Below are 15,073 nucleotides of genomic sequence, written 5' to 3'. Positions count from 1 at the left end.
TGACTTTATGTCAGTCCATACTAGGTAATATGTCTTTATATATTGTCAGTGGTCTTATTTATTGTGTGTGGAGTTAATTATATTTGAGGAAAAAACAAATGAAACGTTTTCCAATTACTAGCTGTGTTATTTTTAAAGCTGAATTACCCAGCGCTGACGTTTTAGAAAATCATTTAAAAGAATTACTCTTTGTTGATATTTTAGAGTCACATTCTATTAGCTATGGTTTTATTCCGAATAAAATCACAGGTGAATTAGTTACGCCAATTGAAGGTGGCTATATTATTACTTTTCGTATTGATGAAAAGATACTTCCGAAAGCAGCTATCGCATTTGAAGTAAATAGACGCATTGAGAAATTGAAAGAACAAGGTATCGATGATTTTCTTGAAGCCGAACTAAAGCATATTGCAATAGAAGAAATGTTAAAGGTTGCTTTAACTAAAACAAAAATCATCACTGCCCTGTACCATGTTAAAAAGGGTTTCCTGTTTGTGTCCACAACGCGAAAGCCAGACCACCAAGCACTATTAGGTAGTTTAGTGAAAGCTTGCGGTACTGTAAAAACTGAAACTTTTCACATTGATGATGCAAAGAATGGCATTACAACACGGTTATCTAACCACATTGATAACCAACCACCAGCAGAGTGCTTTGGTCATGACCTTTATCCTGGCAATTTCCTTTTGCTGCAACGTAAGCTTGATAAAAAGCTAGAAACCCTAAAATATGATGCTGAACTTAATTTAATTCGTGAGCAAGTTAAGGATTCAATTGATAGTCATTTTAAAGTTTGTTTAATTGAATTAAGTACCTTTGATATTAGCTTTAAGCTCACAAATGATTTTGACTTTAAAAATATCAAACCATTAGTAGAAATTGACTGTGACGGAGATAGAGTTTTTCGCTATCGACACACAAACGCAGTATTTATGTTTCACATGGTTAATACAATTGAGCTATTGATTGAATTATTAAAATACAAAGAAGAATCAGAGTAACTATTTAACCAACACCAAGGAATTTAATTCTCTTTATTAAGAGACGGACTCTTATTACCTAAATATTGCGTGGAGTATTAATTATGTCGAAAGAACTAACATTAAGTGAATTATTAACTCAACGTTGCGTTGAGTTTGCAAATAGCGAACAGGCCGTAGAAATTATTGATAAAGGTATCACTAAATTATTTACCAGTGTTGTTGATGATGCCTTTCGTTCCTATGGTGATTTCGGTAAGGCTTTTAATAAGGCAATGGAAAGTGCCTTACCAGCGAATATAGAGGATGTAGTTGATTTGAAAAAATACAACACGCTGGTTGCTGAAAAAATGCGTAACTCTTGGGAGGATTCAGGTATTGAGGCTGATTTACAAGAAAAAGTTATCGCTTTAGTAAAAGATTTCACAAGTGACGATGAGTGCCCTAAATACATAAAAGCATCTGATTTGTGGGAGGCATTTATAGAGGATAAAAGCGAGTCAGCAATGGAAAACCAATGGGAGTCACCGCAAGTCTTTATTAATGATGAGTATGATGGGTTTATTCAAGTCGGCATACATCCAGAAGAAAGGTCAACATCAAGATACTCATCTAATTCAGTTAGCGCATATAGCTGTGATTATAGCTTCCATTTAAGTATTCAACGCACAGGGGGTTACCGCAGCGAACCTCTACTGCAGGATGGTAATAATGTTTATGAGTTAATTGGGGGTAAGGTAAATGACAGGATTTTAGGTAAGAAAATAGTTAAAGCATATTCCCGTTTCGACAAATTAGTCTTAGCGCTTTATTACGGTGGGAGTCTCTTGGTGTGGGATGAGTCACCAGAAGGTATTTGTTATAGCAATGGCTGGGATTAATGAGAGGCTGATTATGTCCAATGAAATTAAATTTGATGCAGATATATTGCTCGAATCAGTTAACGCCCATGGTGCTGATGGCCATGTTTACAATGATACAAAAAACGCTTCTTTAATGGCGCTCAAATACATACATCACCAGTAGTTAATATCGATACTTATCTTGCTGATGGTTATATACAAACAGTTAATTCAGTTTACAGAATTATTGTGTAGGGGGTGCATATGTCTATTAAACCTGAATTAGTAGAACGCGACGAAAATGGCTACTGGGCTCATTCTCAAATTCCTGTAAGTGAAGATATTGAATTTTTAAAACAGTGGTTTGATAACAACTGTCTTGAAATTTGCGGTGTCTGTATGGATGGAGATATTGATGAAAGTCACCCAACATTCAAACGCTATTTTATAGATGGTGATTGCGATATCTCAGGGTGGGTACCGAGCAAACCGCAAGGTGATGGTTGGTTTATCGGTGGTATTTTTGAATCAGAAGATGGCCCTGTTTGTTCATGGCTAAGACCAGATGTAGCAAAACTAAAGGCGAAATTCATCAAAGCGCATAAGGAAGCTGAAAAAGCTGCATTTGAATATTTCTGCGCCTGTGATGTTGGTGATGAACGGGTCCAAGCTAGTGAGGTTTATGAGCGCATTAGAACTGCTACACGCATAGGTGGCTGACATGAAGAAAAAAATACAAGTTGCTTGTGATTATCAAGGTTATGACTTCGGCGCTCACTATATTGATAGTCAATGTATTGATGGTTATCTGTGGGATTTGGATGCTTGTGATGGTAGTGGAAATTTATACGAACCAATGGAAACTATTCCATGCCCTAAATGTAACTCAGATGCATGGTTAAAAAATTATCGCTGGTTGTTTATCAATGATGGCGCTAACCATGGCTGTACAGGTTTGCCATTCAACAAAATTGGACGCCTATATATTAACGAGGAAATTAGAGCCAAGCCCGGCGCAGTTAAGAAAATATACCGCTGGTTAAAGCGTGGTTATTACTATGGATTAAAGAATCGCCACTAGCTCGCAGGGATGCAATGAAAAAAACCGCCGACTTAGACGGTATAATTACTACAAGGGAATTAATCATTAAATGAAGCTTACACGTGGCTTCGATAACCAAATTACACTAATACAAACAAATAGATACTTTTATTTGGATAATTCGCAAAAAAAATGCCGCCACGGAGCGGACGGCAAGGGATTGTCTAGATATGTTTATAGTTTCTCTGTGTAAGCAATTTAAGAATAGTTAAGCCATGGAATTTAGCAAGGAAGTAGATAAAAAAAAGCCGACACAGGGAGAATCGGCGAAAGTTGCACAGCTTGTTATTAATCTTTCGGGCTTAAGTGTAGGTGATGATTAAATATTTGCCATGAAAAGTTTTAATCCTAGCGATTAAATGGATGCAATGAAGAGGAATGAATATGAGTAAGCAGATGGTTTTAGTTGCAAGGACAAATAAGGTTGGCTCTGATTCTGAAACTGGTTTAGGAATGACCGAGGCTGAATGGAACCAATTAACTGAATCTGAGCAAGGTGTAATTATTAGCGATGCAATAGAGTCGCTTATTGATTACTGGGTACAACCTGAAGATTAAAGGTGGAGTGATGGATAAATCAAGACAGCAATTTGAAGCGGAAATAAAGTCACTTAGCGACCCGTCAGAATTTGAATTAAAACTTAAACGTGCAAATAACGGATCAAATTACGCTGACCAATATGTAGATTTAATGTGGATTAGTTGGCAAGCATCACGAGAGAGTTTAATTAATAGCTTACCAGAAAGCATTAATTGCCCTACCGCACCAGAATTAATATGGCTACAGGTTGCCCCTGAACCAGAGGAGATAAATAAACCTGTATATCCAGTTAATTTATATAGCGGCGATGTAACTTGGAGTTCGAGCAGGGAGTTCCCAACTGACACCTTATATGTTCGGGCGGATTTTTTATTTCAATCCGTAAAACAATGCTAAAAGTATCAGAACTGAAAGCATGATTATAGCCAAAGCACCAATGAGACAGCTAATGCCTCTAAATAGACAAGATGCCACATCAACCCAGATTGTATTTTTTCTATTACGTCTCATTTTAGCCTCCTTGGCACAAGTTACTAAATTAAATAACTGTAATTTTAATATACACCCCATAGATAAGGACTAGCAATGAAATATAAACACTTAATGGTGAGCATTATCCACCAGCATTTAATTAAACCAGTTAACGACGATATTTAATATTTAAATCTGTATGCGGCAGATGTGGAGATAATTATGTCTAGTGGAAAACTTATGAAAGCTAGCGCATGGGCCAAAAGAGAATTCGAGGATGGTTCAATACCCGATAATAGAACCATAAAACGCTGGGTAACGATTGGTGAAGTGCGAGGAAAGATCGTTGATGGCGCGGCTTGGGTTTATTCTTCAGAAAAGTGGGGTGTTGAGTCTGATATTGCATCATGCGTAAGTGATTTAATAAGGGCTTCATAAAATGAAAGGCAGACCGCGTAAAAGAGAGTTCAGGCATTTGCCTGACTTTCTTTACTATGATAAAGCTGAGAAACAATATCGCTTTACACTAGTTAATGGCGTCAGAAGAAGAATAGGCGCTGATAAAGCTAGGGCAATTGCGATAGCCAGAGAATATAACAATATAATGCGTCCTGAGAGTGCTGTTTCAGTCAAATCATTAATTGTTGATTCTGGCGGCACAAACGGCGAATCTCTGCCATTTTCCGAGCATCTGAATAAATTGTTTGCTCGAATGGTGAATGATGAACAGCCATCGGAAAGCACCCTTAGCGATTGGACTAAAGATCTAGAAAGGGTTAAGGCTTATTTCAATGATATCACACCAATTGAGGTAACACTTGAGCATGTGAACGGGTTCATTAATGAATTTCATGCTGAAGCTTCCGCGAACGTTCAAAATAGAAAAGTTGGCTTTCTAAAGAAAATATTCAGTTATGCAATGGATGAATCATTAATGCTAGATAATCCTGCAGAACGTAAGAAAATGAAACGTGTCGATGGGAAAAAACGCCGCCGCCTATCTTATGATGACTTTCTTAAAATCCGTGCATCAGCTGAACCTTGGTTACGAACAGCTATGGATTTAGCTTTACAGACAACACAAGCTAGACTTGAAGTTTCTCGTATTAAATACAACATCAAAGCCCCAAAAGCTAATACCTGCGGCTGCGTTTGGTTTGATGAAGAAAAAGACGGCATTTATGGCATGATCTACATACATCGCCAAAAAGTTCAGCACAAAGAAGCATCACATGTAGCAATACCTATTGGAAAAAAACTAAAAGAAATAATTGATAACAGTCGTGACAGTGTAGCCAGTCCTTACATCGTGCATAGACTACCAATTCGATTGCCGAATAAAATTAGCAAAGAAGTTAATCACCCTACCCAAGTGGCCCCTGATTATCTTAGTCGTGCTTTTTCATCACTCAGGGATCGTGTTGGTGTTGCTGCTAATTTACCACAAGATGAAAGACCGACGTTTCATGAAATTAGGGCATTGGCTGCATTTATGTTTAAGCAACGCGGGTTTGATCCTCAGGCACGTATGGCCCACAGTGATGCTGAATCAACAAAAATTTATACCGAAAATCATGTTGATTGGATTGAAGTGCCACACTGTGAAATAGCTTAAATAGCCGGGTAAAAGTCGACTTAACTAATTGATGTATATAATGCAAGTTTTGCATATTAAGCACTGTTTGCATGAACAGTCGATGGGTTTATTTTCCTTTCAAATCAATGGTGTTTATAGTTTGCTATCGGGGTCATGGGGTGTCGGGGGTCGTAGGTTCAAATCCTATCATGCCGACCAAAATTCCTTAGAGAAACCAACCTGTTAGGGTTGGTTTTTTATTGATGGGGTTGGGGGTGGGTAAAAGTCGGGTAAAAGTCCGACATGGTTACACTGACTTCCCCCTCTTTTTCTTAGGATTTATCATCCAGTGACTGACTTTCCGCAGCTTCCTGCTCCACCCTTTCCGCTTCCTCTGCTGCACGTTTAGCTTCTTCTTGCGCTAATCGCTCTGCTTCTAGCTTAGCGAGTCCCTCTGCTCCCGCTTATTTTTGATTGTAGAGTGAGTTGGATGGCATGTTTACACGAACATCAACCCAGCGCCCCGTAGAAGTATCACAGGGCTTCCCTTGGGAGTATCTTTTGAATTATCCACAAAATTAATTTGTTTCATTGAATTAAAGTTTCTTTTACCGATGCACTTTTTGTTACATCGATTAAAACTTAAGCGACTCTTTTGACAACATCAAAACTTATTGGATTTCTATCTTTTGATGCATGCTGCATAACTTCACCGTAAAGAATAAAGCCACCAGTGATGAACTGATGGCTATGATGATTTAACTTATGTATATTAATACATATCGAGTTATCAATACCCAAAGGATAGAAATGAACTCAATTGCTGGCCTATATTTTATTCAATTTGTACTGATTATTTCAGTTCTAGTCCACAAGTTTAATATCTAAGCTACGCAATAAATCTAGAGCATCGAGGCGGGAAAACTTCGCTTGAGTTAATTTATTTTGTCGAACATCAATCGTAAAAGAGTGTGTCCCGGTGAAATCGACTGATGTTAAGTTTGTCTGCATAAATAAACTGTTAGATAAATCAGAATCCGTTATTACTGATTTATTTAATTCCGCATTTCTAAAATCAACATCGTGTAAACGACAATCATCAATGTATGTTTCATGGAGTTTAAGTGCAAAAAAATTACTGCTATTTAATATACAACTTTTAAAACTCAACTAAGAATAAAAATCAAAACGTGGCCAATACCCTTTTGTCCAATCGATTCCAACTAATTTACATCCTATAAACTCACAATTCGAAAAACGGGAGTTAGGTATGTTAATTAAGCTTAAATTACATTTTGTGAGTGTACTTTCAACAAATCGACAACTCGCAAAATGGCTATTTGTAAATTTTGCTCATAGCTTCATTGAACTGCTTATGGTAAATCGCCAGTATCGTCGGCAAGGCCTTGGCCTCACTTTAATTAATAAACTAAAAATGCAGAGTAAATCCCAAAAGATTTTTACTTCTACAAATCAATCGAATACAGCCACTCAACACCTCTTAATAAAAGCTGGCTTTATTCCTAGTGGCTACATTGAAAATTTAGATGATAATGATCCCGAACTTATCTATTGCTATATACCTGAGTAAAACCATCTACATAATGAACTATAATAGCGTTTTATTCATCACAACCGTTTGTAATATATGATTAAATTGCTGATACACTTCTTGAGCTATCACTTCTGGATAGCTTAATACGCTAAGCTTATGTGGCTTATTTTTTGGGTAATAACTTGGGTGTGCGTGAGCATATTCGTTTTGCTGAAAACCGCAATGTTGATAAAAAGACCAACGTTTTTGACTCACATCATCAATAATAGGATCGATTTCTAGGATCACTTTGCCTACGTCATGACAAAACTGCTTTAATACCCTTTGCCCATAACCTTGCCCTCTTAATACAGGGGAAATAGCAAAGTGTTCAATGTAATAATAATCTTCGATTTTCCAACACCCAATAAAACCAATGAAAATATCATTTTCTTTGAAATTGAGTAAATAATAGTCACCATGATTTAATATTGCATCTCTTCCTTGATAGCTTCTTTGTTCATACAATGGAAAAGCAGTATCATACAACTGGTTAATCATTGCTATCGCTTGGCTATCTTCACTTGAAACTCTTAAAGCATATAACATTTAATCGTAACTCACCTTCATAGAATATACTTTCTAGGATACCTATTTTAATTTTTCTGACAATTATTTTATCAAGCATCTATAATATTAACCTACTGTTTTAACTTGATATTATTTTTTCACTCTATTCACTGCTAAAAATATTTATGCCTCTATATTGACTTTTTTGCCTAATAGTTCTAAAAATACTGTATATTAATACAGTCTTTGTTAGAGGCTATCATGTTACGTATCGAAGTTTTATTTGATAAGAACGCTCCACAAAAACCGAGTTCAGTTGTTTTGCAAGCACTTGAAACTGAGATTTTACGCAAACTTCAAAACCAATATCCAGATATGGTAACGCGGGTTGGGTTTAGCTCACAACAACGCGTTAATATCTCAGGAACAAAAATAGCGGAGGATAAAACTCGTATTGAAGAAATACTGGAAGAAATATGGATGGATGATGGTTGGATCCCAGAAGAAACAACAGTGGATTAACCAAATACTTAAAGGAATGTTTCCTTATAGTGTAACATTCCTTTTTCTGCACCTAAAATTAGAAATTAAAACAGACACTTGACTCACCACCTCATATCTAAATTTTACTCCCTGTTAATCAGCCAATTTTATGTCGAAGAAAGGCTTTAATCTCTTTCACTGGATTCAACTTTTTATTTTTTGCATTAGTTGCTCTAACCTGAGAAATACAGTTATTAACATCCACACAAGTAGGGATTTCATTCAACGTTATTGTTGATAAACTAACTATCGGCCTATTATTGAAATCTTTTCCAATAAAAATCAAAGCAAGTGCGATTGCTACTATAAATAATGGCACCTCATAGAATGCTTGTTTCATTATCAATGCTCTTATTGTTTGAGTGATGGACTCATAATAAACAGTCTATTTTTTTGTACCTTAAAAAAGGGTTAAACCAACCTTAAGATATGCTTAAATCCGCTTCAAACTTGAATTGTTCGTATTGTCTGACGCTCATTGCCTGCTTATACTTGTTAGTAGAGGTGATGATATGAATATCCTATTAGTCGAAGATGATCTTCAATTGGGAAAAGCGCTATGCCGTGGGTTAGAACTTGCAGGTTTTAACCCTTGTTGGGTCAGGCTACTTGCTGATGCAAAATTACAACTCGCATCTCGCAATTTTGATTTAATGCTTTTAGATTTAGGCTTACCTGATGGCGATGGTCATGATGAACTGATTACTTGGCGTAATATGGGAGAAACGATCCCAATAATAATTCTCACGGCAAGAAATCAAATGGATAACTTAGTTTCTAGCTTAGATTCAGGTGCTGATGACTTTTTAACAAAACCATTTGCTATGCCTGAGCTTATTTCTCGAGTAAAAGCCGTTAGTCGCCGTATGGCAGGTTTCTCATCTGAAATATGGCAATTGGGTAACCTACAATTAAATCCTCTTAATCACCAAGTCACCCTTAATGAGCAATTGTTGCTGCTCTCTGGGAAAGAATATCTATTGCTCTACGAACTAATAAAAAATGCAGATAATGTTGTCAGAAAAACGGATTTAGAGCAGCGCCTATTCGGATTAGATGATGTGGAAAGTAACTCTTTAGAGGTTCACATTCATAATTTACGCCGAAAGATAGGTAAAGACCGCATAATTACTATCCGCGGTATTGGTTATTTATTAAAAAAAGAAGTGCCGATAAGTGAAAGTTAAATCATTTTTTATTTATACCTTTGGGCTACAAATTAGCTCAGTTATTTTCCTTTGGTTATTATTAGTTGGCTGGCTACAGTTTTTTTATTGGCCCTCAATTCATGATGAGCTAAATGAACAACAAAGTGTCATCACCCAAGGGTTTGCTAAGACACTTGATGTGGTTGCTGATAAGCCAGAATATTTCAATAAAATAGCTGATAACCTACAAGAACTTTATTCTGCTGCGATGGAAAGTGGCGATGACATTAGTTATCGGCCTTTTATGGTTGTTAGAGATAAACAAGGGAATGTCTATTACCGAAACAGTGACAAATTACATATTCCATCGCTTAAATCTGTCTCTGAGCTCGCAGCATTACATAAAGACTGGCATTTTACTTCTGCATGGAATGATCAAGAAACTTTCGAAGTTGTTATTGCAGAGTCTTATAGTGACCGTAAATCCTTATTAGGTAACCCTGCCGAAGGCACAGCCATTCCTCTCGCGTTTATTTTGGGTATTATGTTGTTAGCAATATTAATTACCGCTTATTTTAGTCTGCGGCCTTTAAGACAATCTGCAAAACTCATCTCTAGCCGTCAGCCAGGTAATTTAACTCCAATAGAAACGAAGGAACAATATAAAGAAATTCGCCCTATTATTGATGCAATAAATAGCCTCATGTCTCGTGTTGATGCTGCAAATCAACGTGAAAAGCGCTTTATGGCAGATGCCGCACATGAATTAAGGACCCCCATAGCGGCTGTTATTGCTCAATTACATTTATTGATGCAAATTGATAATCCGAAAGAGAAAGAAGAAATTATTAATGATATGCAAGAGACGTTAAATCGCGCAGCCTCTTTATCGCATCAATTAATTGACCTAGCACGCTTAGAAACTGAAGACTTTTTATTAAATAAAGAGCTAATTGACCTGCCCGTATTAATCAGCCATTTAATATCCTCACACATACCTTACGCTATTAATAAAAATATTGATGTTGAACTACAAAGCCCAAAATCTTTTTATATCCTCACCGATAAACTCGCATTGAGTAATATTTTTACTAATTTGATTGAAAATGCGATTAAATACTGCCCAGAAGAAGGGAAAATAAAAGTCGTTTTAAAAGATCTTACCCCATTTGGTGGGACTATTTCTGTTCAAGATAATGGCCGAGGAATTCCAGAAGAGAGCCGCCAACTTATATTTTCTCGTTTTTATCGCGTTCCAGGAACGATGGAAACCGGAAGTGGTTTAGGTTTATCTATCGCTCAAAATTTAGCCCATAAAATTGGTGCTGTAATTAGAGTTACTGATGGATTAGACAATCAAGGTATCGGCTTTATTATTGACTTACCCTAAATCTAATTATGTTATTGAGTTAACAGCATTTGCTATTTTTTCTAGATAGAATACGCCTTTTATACGTTAATATACTTACACCTAAAAGAGGCAATAATGTCCAAGGCATTAGTAATTATTGATCTCATTGAAGAGATAATTGGTAAAAATGGCTTATCTAATTCGAGTTACCAGCAAACTTGCTCACGTAAAATCGTTGAGAAAGCTAATCAAGCAGCACAATATGCAAGAAACCATCATATTCCAGTGATTTGGGTTAAGGTTGGCTTTTCAGATAATTATCACGATGTTCCTGCTGGCTCCCCTATGTTTCAGCAAGCTAAAAAACTTGGAGCCTTAAAACTAAGTGGCACTGGGTGTAATTGGGCCCATGACCTTGAGGTAGCATTTCGTGATCCGGTAATGATTAAAAAAGGGGTTTCTGCATTTGCAGGAAACCATTTCCATAAATGGCTTACCGATAATGATATTACCGAGTTATTTATTGGCGGAGTTAGTACCGTAAAAGCAATTCAAAGTACTGCACGACAAGCCCATGATTTAGGATATACTGTCACAGTACTCGAGGATTTATGTGCGGCCCCAACGCTAGAACTCCATCAGCAAAGTCTTCAGGCACTAGAAGGCATGGTAACGATTTCTTCAGTTACAGAATTTATGCAATTAAAATAACATTTATATTTCTCATGTGATTATTTCAATTTTTGCAAGTATATCTCCCGTAGCCGGATAGCTAGTTTCCCCGGCTTACCTTCCCCAATTAATTGGTTATTCACCATAATAACTGGCCAAACTAATGTTGTTGCAGAAGTAATAAAGACTTCTTTTGCTTCTAACATTTCATCAATACTAAATGGCTTTTCAACAATGTCTATTTCTTGTTCCCGAGCAAGTTGTAAAATTGCTTGACGAGTAATGCCTGGTAATATTTCATTATTTAACCCTCGTGTTTGTATTTGGTTCTGATGGTTAATAATAAAACAATTACTGGAACTTCCCTCAGTGACATAGCCATTTTTAACAAATATAGCGTCGTCTGCACCTTGCTGTTTAGCGTATTCTTTTGCCATGGAAGCTGCTAATAAAGCAACTGTTTTAATATCACAACGCTGCCAACGAATATCATCTACAGTTACGACTTTTATTCCATATTTTGATTTCTCATTTTCAACAATCTTCGTCTTTTGTGCAAATAAGACTAATGTTGGCTTCGTTTGATTATCAGGATATAAAAAACTGCGTTGTTTCGCATTGCCACGTGTCAATTGTAGATATACAAGCCCTTCTTCTATATTATTCTGCTGAACTAATTGAAGATGAATTTGTTTTAATTCTGCTAAATCGTAGGGAAATGATAACTGTAATTCAGCACAAGAACGCTGCAAACGAGCCATATGATGTTCAAAGTCAACTAACTTACCGTTAATTATTGCAGTCACTTCATACACAGCATCCGCAAATAAAAACCCACGGTCAAAAACAGATACTGACGCTTCTTCTTCAGGTAAAAACTGGCCGTTTACATAAGCAATCATGAGCTATATTCCTTTATCAATCAAATCATTACCTAATCTCTTATTAACCATACACCATATTACAAAAATTACCTTTCAATTCTTCACATTTTTTATCTCTATTTGCAGATTCAGGCCCTCTTGTAAGAACCGCGACTAACAAGAAAACAAGCTGTAGCACAGCGACTAAAATATAGTTTAAAATTTAAAATTATTTTTAATATTAACTTGACATTAACATGTGAATAGCTAGAATGCTCTCACGTGATCTGGATCACATTTTAATTTGGAGTTCTCGATGAACAGCATCAAAGAATTTATCAGCAGTGTGCAAGAAGTTGTTGAATTACTATCTAAACGTTTTATGTAAGCAAGTTAATTATCTTTTAGTTAATCAAACCTTTAGTTACCTCATCATTAGCGTTAATTGCATTTATTTTGCACAACGACCTTGAAATCAAGGTCGTTTTTTTTATTCAAAAACATTCTCAATAATTTCAGCGACAATAGCTGTACCTAACGCAACCAAGATAAGGTCTCGGCCACTCATTTTCCATTCATAACCGACATAAACAGGTAATTGTGCTAAAAATGCTGAGGGTAACGTTTTTTTTGCAATACCTGGAGGAAGTGGTTTTCCCCTGCTAACTTGTTTTGCAATACCTGGAGGCAAGCCACGATATCCTGTCAATCCATATTCAATGGCCAAAGGCCTTACATTGCCAAAGCTCACATTAAAACTAACATTTGCTTCCCGATGCTTATCGTAATACTTACTTGATTTGACATGCTTTGCCTCTTGATTATTATTTCCTTTATTTGAGTTATCTTTGTTCTGCTTCCCTTTATTTCCATGAACTTGTTGATGTCCTTTGTCGTTTCCTTGGCCTTGATTGCCATTGGGGGATGAATTAGCAAGCAATGAGGTAAAAGCAATAATGGGCAATAAGATATACTGCAAAAGAACAGAACAAATCGGCCTTTTAAATCGGTTCATAATAAATTCCTGCAAAGTTAATATAACATTAGGACATTTTGTAGAACATTATGCTTAGTTATAAAGACTCACAATCAGAAAATACTTATCACACGTAATGTTATGTAAATGTTACTTAATCACTCAAATTAGTGAGCGCGCTCCTTTATAATAGCTCTTATTGCCATTAATATTATTTCCATATATTAGACAATACTTAGAACTAGTAATAAGAATTAAGACGGAATTTAATGTTGCTCCCCATGAATTTTCGTTGTAAATATGATAAGGTCATTCAGCCTATGATATTTTTATAAACAATTGTTCCTAACACTCTAAAGAAGGAGAAACCATGCAGCAGCAACTGCTAGACTGGGTACGTCAATTCAACCAAGATTACGCTGACCTTGCCTCTTTACTTATGGTGCTCGGTTTAATCCTTATCGTCGCCTGCGTATTACACTTAATTCTACATAAAATATTTCTTCCACAACTCGAAAAACGTGGGCAAAAAAATGCAGGAACTTGGGTACATTTAATCACTCAACATAATCTTTTTAATCGCTTCGCATTCGTGATCCAAGGTGTTGTAGTCAATATCCAAGCAACGCTATGGTTACATTCAGGCTCGACTGCCCAAGCCGTTTTAAAGGTTGGCTCACAGGCATGGTGCCTATTATTTGGCTTACTCACCCTTTATTCCGTTCTTGATATTATACTTGGTGTACTTCAACGTGCGGCCAAAACCGCGCATTTACCTCTTAGAGGAATATTTCAAAGTCTTAAACTGATTGCCACAATTCTAATTGGCATCATGATTATTGCACTATTAATAGGTAAATCGCCTCTGATTATTCTCAGCGGTCTTGGTGCAATGACAGCGGTCATGATGCTAGTGTTCAAAGACCCTATTATGGGGTTAGTTGCTGGGATACAACTTTCAGCCAACAACATGGTTAACATTGGCGATTGGTTAGAAATGCCTAAATACGGTGCTGATGGCGCTGTGGTTGATATTGGTTTAACTACGGTAAAAGTGCGTAACTGGGACAACACCGTTACGACCATTCCGACTTATGCGCTTATTTCTGATTCATTCAAAAACTGGAAAGGAATGACAGAATCAGGTGGACGCAGAATAAAGCGTAGTGTCCGCTTAGATGCCAGCAGTGTGCATTTTTTAACTTCTGAAGAAATCGCACAATGTATTAAGGCAAATTTACTTGAGCCCTACATCGAACAGAAAATATCTGAGATCCAAGTCTTTAATTCTAGCCTACCGGATGACAAAGCGGTTCCTTTGAATCAGCGTCGTTTGACAAATATAGGGACCTTCCGAGCTTATATTGAAGCTTATTTAAAATCACACCCTAATATTCACAAAAATATGACGATTATGGTCAGACAGCTAGAATCTGACTCAAATGGTATTCCAATCGAAATATATGCATTTACGAATACAACCGTGTGGGTGGAGTATGAAAGAATACAATCTGACATTTTTGACCATATCTTTTCCATCCTTCCGCAATTTAATCTGATGGTACATCAATCACCTACCGGAAATGATGTTAGAATGATAGGCCATTTCCCAGAAAAATAACTAATACTAAGTGATTAGTTAAATTTCCTTATCCATCTACATCTAAAGTAGTATCGAAAGAGGGAGATATCCCTCTTTACGCTTACTTTTCCATCCAGCGTTATATAAAGAATAACATTTCGATAGTTAACAAAAACAAAACTGATCGATGCTCTAACAAACAAAAAACCCTTATAAATTAAATAAATACATTTCCTTTATCGTGGATAACATTGATGTAAGTCATGTAACTCTACAGGATCTTTTTTTAACATATAAAACAAGATAGTAATGTTGTTATTTA

Annotated in this window: 20 protein-coding genes and 1 pseudogene; 15 read left to right on the top strand and 6 right to left on the bottom strand. The window is 36.4% G+C overall.

All coding sequences use genetic code 11. The features are described 5' to 3' along the window. Window positions 1-98 precede the first annotated feature (98 nt). The 9 genes from rdgC (at window position 99) to PR809_RS05140 (ending at window position 5,551) form a co-directional block, all read left to right on the top strand. Complete coding sequence (rdgC, locus tag PR809_RS05180) at window positions 99-1,001, top strand: recombination-associated protein RdgC (RefSeq protein ID WP_272524459.1); 903 nt, start codon at window positions 99-101, stop codon at window positions 999-1,001. A gap of 83 nt (window positions 1,002-1,084) precedes the next feature. Continuing rightward, entirely contained in the window at window positions 1,085-1,861 is a 777-nt protein-coding gene (locus tag PR809_RS05175; protein ID WP_211888365.1) for a hypothetical protein, read from the top strand. 13 nt (window positions 1,862-1,874) lie between these two features. Further along, the gene (locus tag PR809_RS05170) at window positions 1,875-2,006 is read left to right on the top strand and encodes a hypothetical protein (protein WP_272524458.1); all 132 of its coding nucleotides are present in this window, start codon (window positions 1,875-1,877) and stop codon (window positions 2,004-2,006) included. An 80-nt stretch (window positions 2,007-2,086) separates the two neighbouring features. Further along, window positions 2,087-2,542 (top strand): hypothetical protein, encoded by a 456-nt coding sequence (locus PR809_RS05165; RefSeq protein ID WP_112308308.1) that lies wholly within the window; start codon window positions 2,087-2,089, stop codon window positions 2,540-2,542. A 1-nt stretch (window position 2,543) separates the two neighbouring features. Further along, window positions 2,544-2,903, top strand: a complete 360-nt coding sequence (locus PR809_RS05160; RefSeq protein ID WP_112308307.1) for a hypothetical protein — start codon at window positions 2,544-2,546, stop codon at window positions 2,901-2,903. A 405-nt stretch (window positions 2,904-3,308) separates the two neighbouring features. Further along, window positions 3,309-3,482 (top strand): DUF7167 family protein, encoded by a 174-nt coding sequence (locus tag PR809_RS05155; RefSeq protein ID WP_181489727.1) that lies wholly within the window; start codon window positions 3,309-3,311, stop codon window positions 3,480-3,482. 10 nt (window positions 3,483-3,492) lie between these two features. Then, complete coding sequence (locus PR809_RS05150; RefSeq protein WP_206276709.1) at window positions 3,493-3,861, top strand: hypothetical protein; 369 nt, start codon at window positions 3,493-3,495, stop codon at window positions 3,859-3,861. Between the two features lie 297 nt (window positions 3,862-4,158). Beyond that, complete coding sequence (locus tag PR809_RS05145) at window positions 4,159-4,374, top strand: hypothetical protein (RefSeq protein WP_123382603.1); 216 nt, start codon at window positions 4,159-4,161, stop codon at window positions 4,372-4,374. A gap of 1 nt (window position 4,375) precedes the next feature. Beyond that, the gene (locus PR809_RS05140) at window positions 4,376-5,551 is read left to right on the top strand and encodes a tyrosine-type recombinase/integrase (RefSeq protein ID WP_195697377.1); all 1,176 of its coding nucleotides are present in this window, start codon (window positions 4,376-4,378) and stop codon (window positions 5,549-5,551) included. Window positions 5,552-6,376: 825 nt separating this feature from the next. On the opposite strand, the gene PR809_RS20115 is transcribed toward PR809_RS05140, so the two are convergent. Further along, window positions 6,377-6,682, bottom strand: coding sequence for a pentapeptide repeat-containing protein (locus PR809_RS20115; protein ID WP_206276710.1), 306 nt, complete (start codon window positions 6,680-6,682; stop codon window positions 6,377-6,379). Continuing rightward, a pseudogene (locus PR809_RS20110) lies at window positions 6,683-6,817 on the bottom strand (pentapeptide repeat-containing protein); the annotation flags it as partial. Between PR809_RS20110 and PR809_RS05135 the strand changes: the two are divergent. Then, window positions 6,783-7,103 carry a GNAT family N-acetyltransferase gene (locus PR809_RS05135; protein ID WP_166264619.1) on the top strand — a complete coding sequence of 107 codons (321 nt, stop codon included), beginning with the start codon at window positions 6,783-6,785 and terminating at the stop codon, window positions 7,101-7,103. The pseudogene PR809_RS20110 and the gene PR809_RS05135 overlap by 35 nt on opposite strands. 18 nt (window positions 7,104-7,121) lie before the next feature. Here PR809_RS05135 and PR809_RS05130 read toward each other — a convergent pair whose 3' ends face one another. Next, window positions 7,122-7,655 (bottom strand): GNAT family N-acetyltransferase, encoded by a 534-nt coding sequence (locus tag PR809_RS05130; protein ID WP_102137686.1) that lies wholly within the window; start codon window positions 7,653-7,655, stop codon window positions 7,122-7,124. Between the two features lie 222 nt (window positions 7,656-7,877). Here PR809_RS05130 and PR809_RS05125 point away from each other — a divergent pair, with 222 nt between their 5' ends. After that, window positions 7,878-8,138, top strand: coding sequence for a DinI-like family protein (locus PR809_RS05125; RefSeq protein WP_102137685.1), 261 nt, complete (start codon window positions 7,878-7,880; stop codon window positions 8,136-8,138). A 118-nt stretch (window positions 8,139-8,256) separates the two neighbouring features. On the opposite strand, the gene PR809_RS05120 is transcribed toward PR809_RS05125, so the two are convergent. Next, complete coding sequence (locus PR809_RS05120; RefSeq protein WP_166264617.1) at window positions 8,257-8,499, bottom strand: hypothetical protein; 243 nt, start codon at window positions 8,497-8,499, stop codon at window positions 8,257-8,259. A gap of 172 nt (window positions 8,500-8,671) precedes the next feature. Here PR809_RS05120 and PR809_RS05115 point away from each other — a divergent pair, with 172 nt between their 5' ends. The 3 genes from PR809_RS05115 to PR809_RS05105 all read left to right on the top strand — a co-directional run bounded on the left by PR809_RS05115 (window position 8,672) and on the right by PR809_RS05105 (window position 11,369). Beyond that, a complete protein-coding gene (locus PR809_RS05115) occupies window positions 8,672-9,346 on the top strand; it encodes a response regulator (protein ID WP_102137683.1) in 675 nt (224 codons plus the stop codon). Next, a complete protein-coding gene (locus tag PR809_RS05110; RefSeq protein ID WP_206276711.1) occupies window positions 9,336-10,697 on the top strand; it encodes a sensor histidine kinase in 1,362 nt (453 codons plus the stop codon). Before PR809_RS05115 ends, PR809_RS05110 begins: the two co-directional genes overlap by 11 nt. A 96-nt stretch (window positions 10,698-10,793) precedes the next feature. Beyond that, entirely contained in the window at window positions 10,794-11,369 is a 576-nt protein-coding gene (locus PR809_RS05105) for a cysteine hydrolase family protein (RefSeq protein ID WP_206276712.1), read from the top strand. A gap of 20 nt (window positions 11,370-11,389) precedes the next feature. Here the strand turns inward: PR809_RS05105 and PR809_RS05100 are convergent, their stop codons facing one another. Continuing rightward, window positions 11,390-12,232, bottom strand: coding sequence for a D-amino-acid transaminase (locus tag PR809_RS05100; protein WP_206276713.1), 843 nt, complete (start codon window positions 12,230-12,232; stop codon window positions 11,390-11,392). A gap of 451 nt (window positions 12,233-12,683) precedes the next feature. Beyond that, complete coding sequence (locus PR809_RS05095) at window positions 12,684-13,208, bottom strand: anti-virulence regulator CigR family protein (RefSeq protein WP_206276714.1); 525 nt, start codon at window positions 13,206-13,208, stop codon at window positions 12,684-12,686. A 331-nt stretch (window positions 13,209-13,539) separates the two neighbouring features. On the opposite strand from PR809_RS05095, the gene PR809_RS05090 reads away from it, so the two are divergent. Further along, window positions 13,540-14,790 carry a mechanosensitive ion channel family protein gene (locus tag PR809_RS05090; protein WP_102137678.1) on the top strand — a complete coding sequence of 417 codons (1,251 nt, stop codon included), beginning with the start codon at window positions 13,540-13,542 and terminating at the stop codon, window positions 14,788-14,790. The last annotated feature ends 283 nt before the right edge of the window (window positions 14,791-15,073 follow it).

The sequence above is a fragment of the Providencia sp. PROV201 genome, assembly GCF_028479545.1.
Classification (GTDB): Bacteria; Pseudomonadota; Gammaproteobacteria; order Enterobacterales; family Enterobacteriaceae; genus Providencia; species Providencia huaxiensis.
The sequence above is the reverse complement of the archived record's forward strand: the minus strand, read 5'-3'. Positions and strand labels throughout refer to the sequence as shown.

Excerpts from the sequence above, each read along its gene's own strand:
- rdgC (WP_272524459.1), top strand. The coding sequence starts at position 99 with ATGAAACGTTTTCCAATTACTAGCTGTGTTATTTTTAAAGCTGAATTA.
- PR809_RS05175 (WP_211888365.1), top strand. The coding sequence starts at position 1,085 with ATGTCGAAAGAACTAACATTAAGTGAATTATTAACTCAACGTTGCGTT.
- PR809_RS05170 (WP_272524458.1), top strand. The coding sequence starts at position 1,875 with ATGTCCAATGAAATTAAATTTGATGCAGATATATTGCTCGAATCAGTT.
- PR809_RS05165 (WP_112308308.1), top strand. The coding sequence starts at position 2,087 with ATGTCTATTAAACCTGAATTAGTAGAACGCGACGAAAATGGCTACTGG.
- PR809_RS05160 (WP_112308307.1), top strand. The coding sequence starts at position 2,544 with ATGAAGAAAAAAATACAAGTTGCTTGTGATTATCAAGGTTATGACTTC.
- PR809_RS05155 (WP_181489727.1), top strand. The coding sequence starts at position 3,309 with ATGAGTAAGCAGATGGTTTTAGTTGCAAGGACAAATAAGGTTGGCTCT.
- PR809_RS05150 (WP_206276709.1), top strand. The coding sequence starts at position 3,493 with ATGGATAAATCAAGACAGCAATTTGAAGCGGAAATAAAGTCACTTAGC.
- PR809_RS05145 (WP_123382603.1), top strand. The coding sequence starts at position 4,159 with ATGTCTAGTGGAAAACTTATGAAAGCTAGCGCATGGGCCAAAAGAGAA.
- PR809_RS05140 (WP_195697377.1), top strand. The coding sequence starts at position 4,376 with ATGAAAGGCAGACCGCGTAAAAGAGAGTTCAGGCATTTGCCTGACTTT.
- PR809_RS05135 (WP_166264619.1), top strand. The coding sequence starts at position 6,783 with ATGTTAATTAAGCTTAAATTACATTTTGTGAGTGTACTTTCAACAAAT.
- PR809_RS05130 (WP_102137686.1), bottom strand. The coding sequence starts at position 7,655 with ATGTTATATGCTTTAAGAGTTTCAAGTGAAGATAGCCAAGCGATAGCA.
- PR809_RS05125 (WP_102137685.1), top strand. The coding sequence starts at position 7,878 with ATGTTACGTATCGAAGTTTTATTTGATAAGAACGCTCCACAAAAACCG.
- PR809_RS05120 (WP_166264617.1), bottom strand. The coding sequence starts at position 8,499 with ATGAAACAAGCATTCTATGAGGTGCCATTATTTATAGTAGCAATCGCA.
- PR809_RS05115 (WP_102137683.1), top strand. The coding sequence starts at position 8,672 with ATGAATATCCTATTAGTCGAAGATGATCTTCAATTGGGAAAAGCGCTA.
- PR809_RS05105 (WP_206276712.1), top strand. The coding sequence starts at position 10,794 with ATGTCCAAGGCATTAGTAATTATTGATCTCATTGAAGAGATAATTGGT.
- PR809_RS05100 (WP_206276713.1), bottom strand. The coding sequence starts at position 12,232 with ATGATTGCTTATGTAAACGGCCAGTTTTTACCTGAAGAAGAAGCGTCA.
- PR809_RS05095 (WP_206276714.1), bottom strand. The coding sequence starts at position 13,208 with ATGAACCGATTTAAAAGGCCGATTTGTTCTGTTCTTTTGCAGTATATC.
- PR809_RS05090 (WP_102137678.1), top strand. The coding sequence starts at position 13,540 with ATGCAGCAGCAACTGCTAGACTGGGTACGTCAATTCAACCAAGATTAC.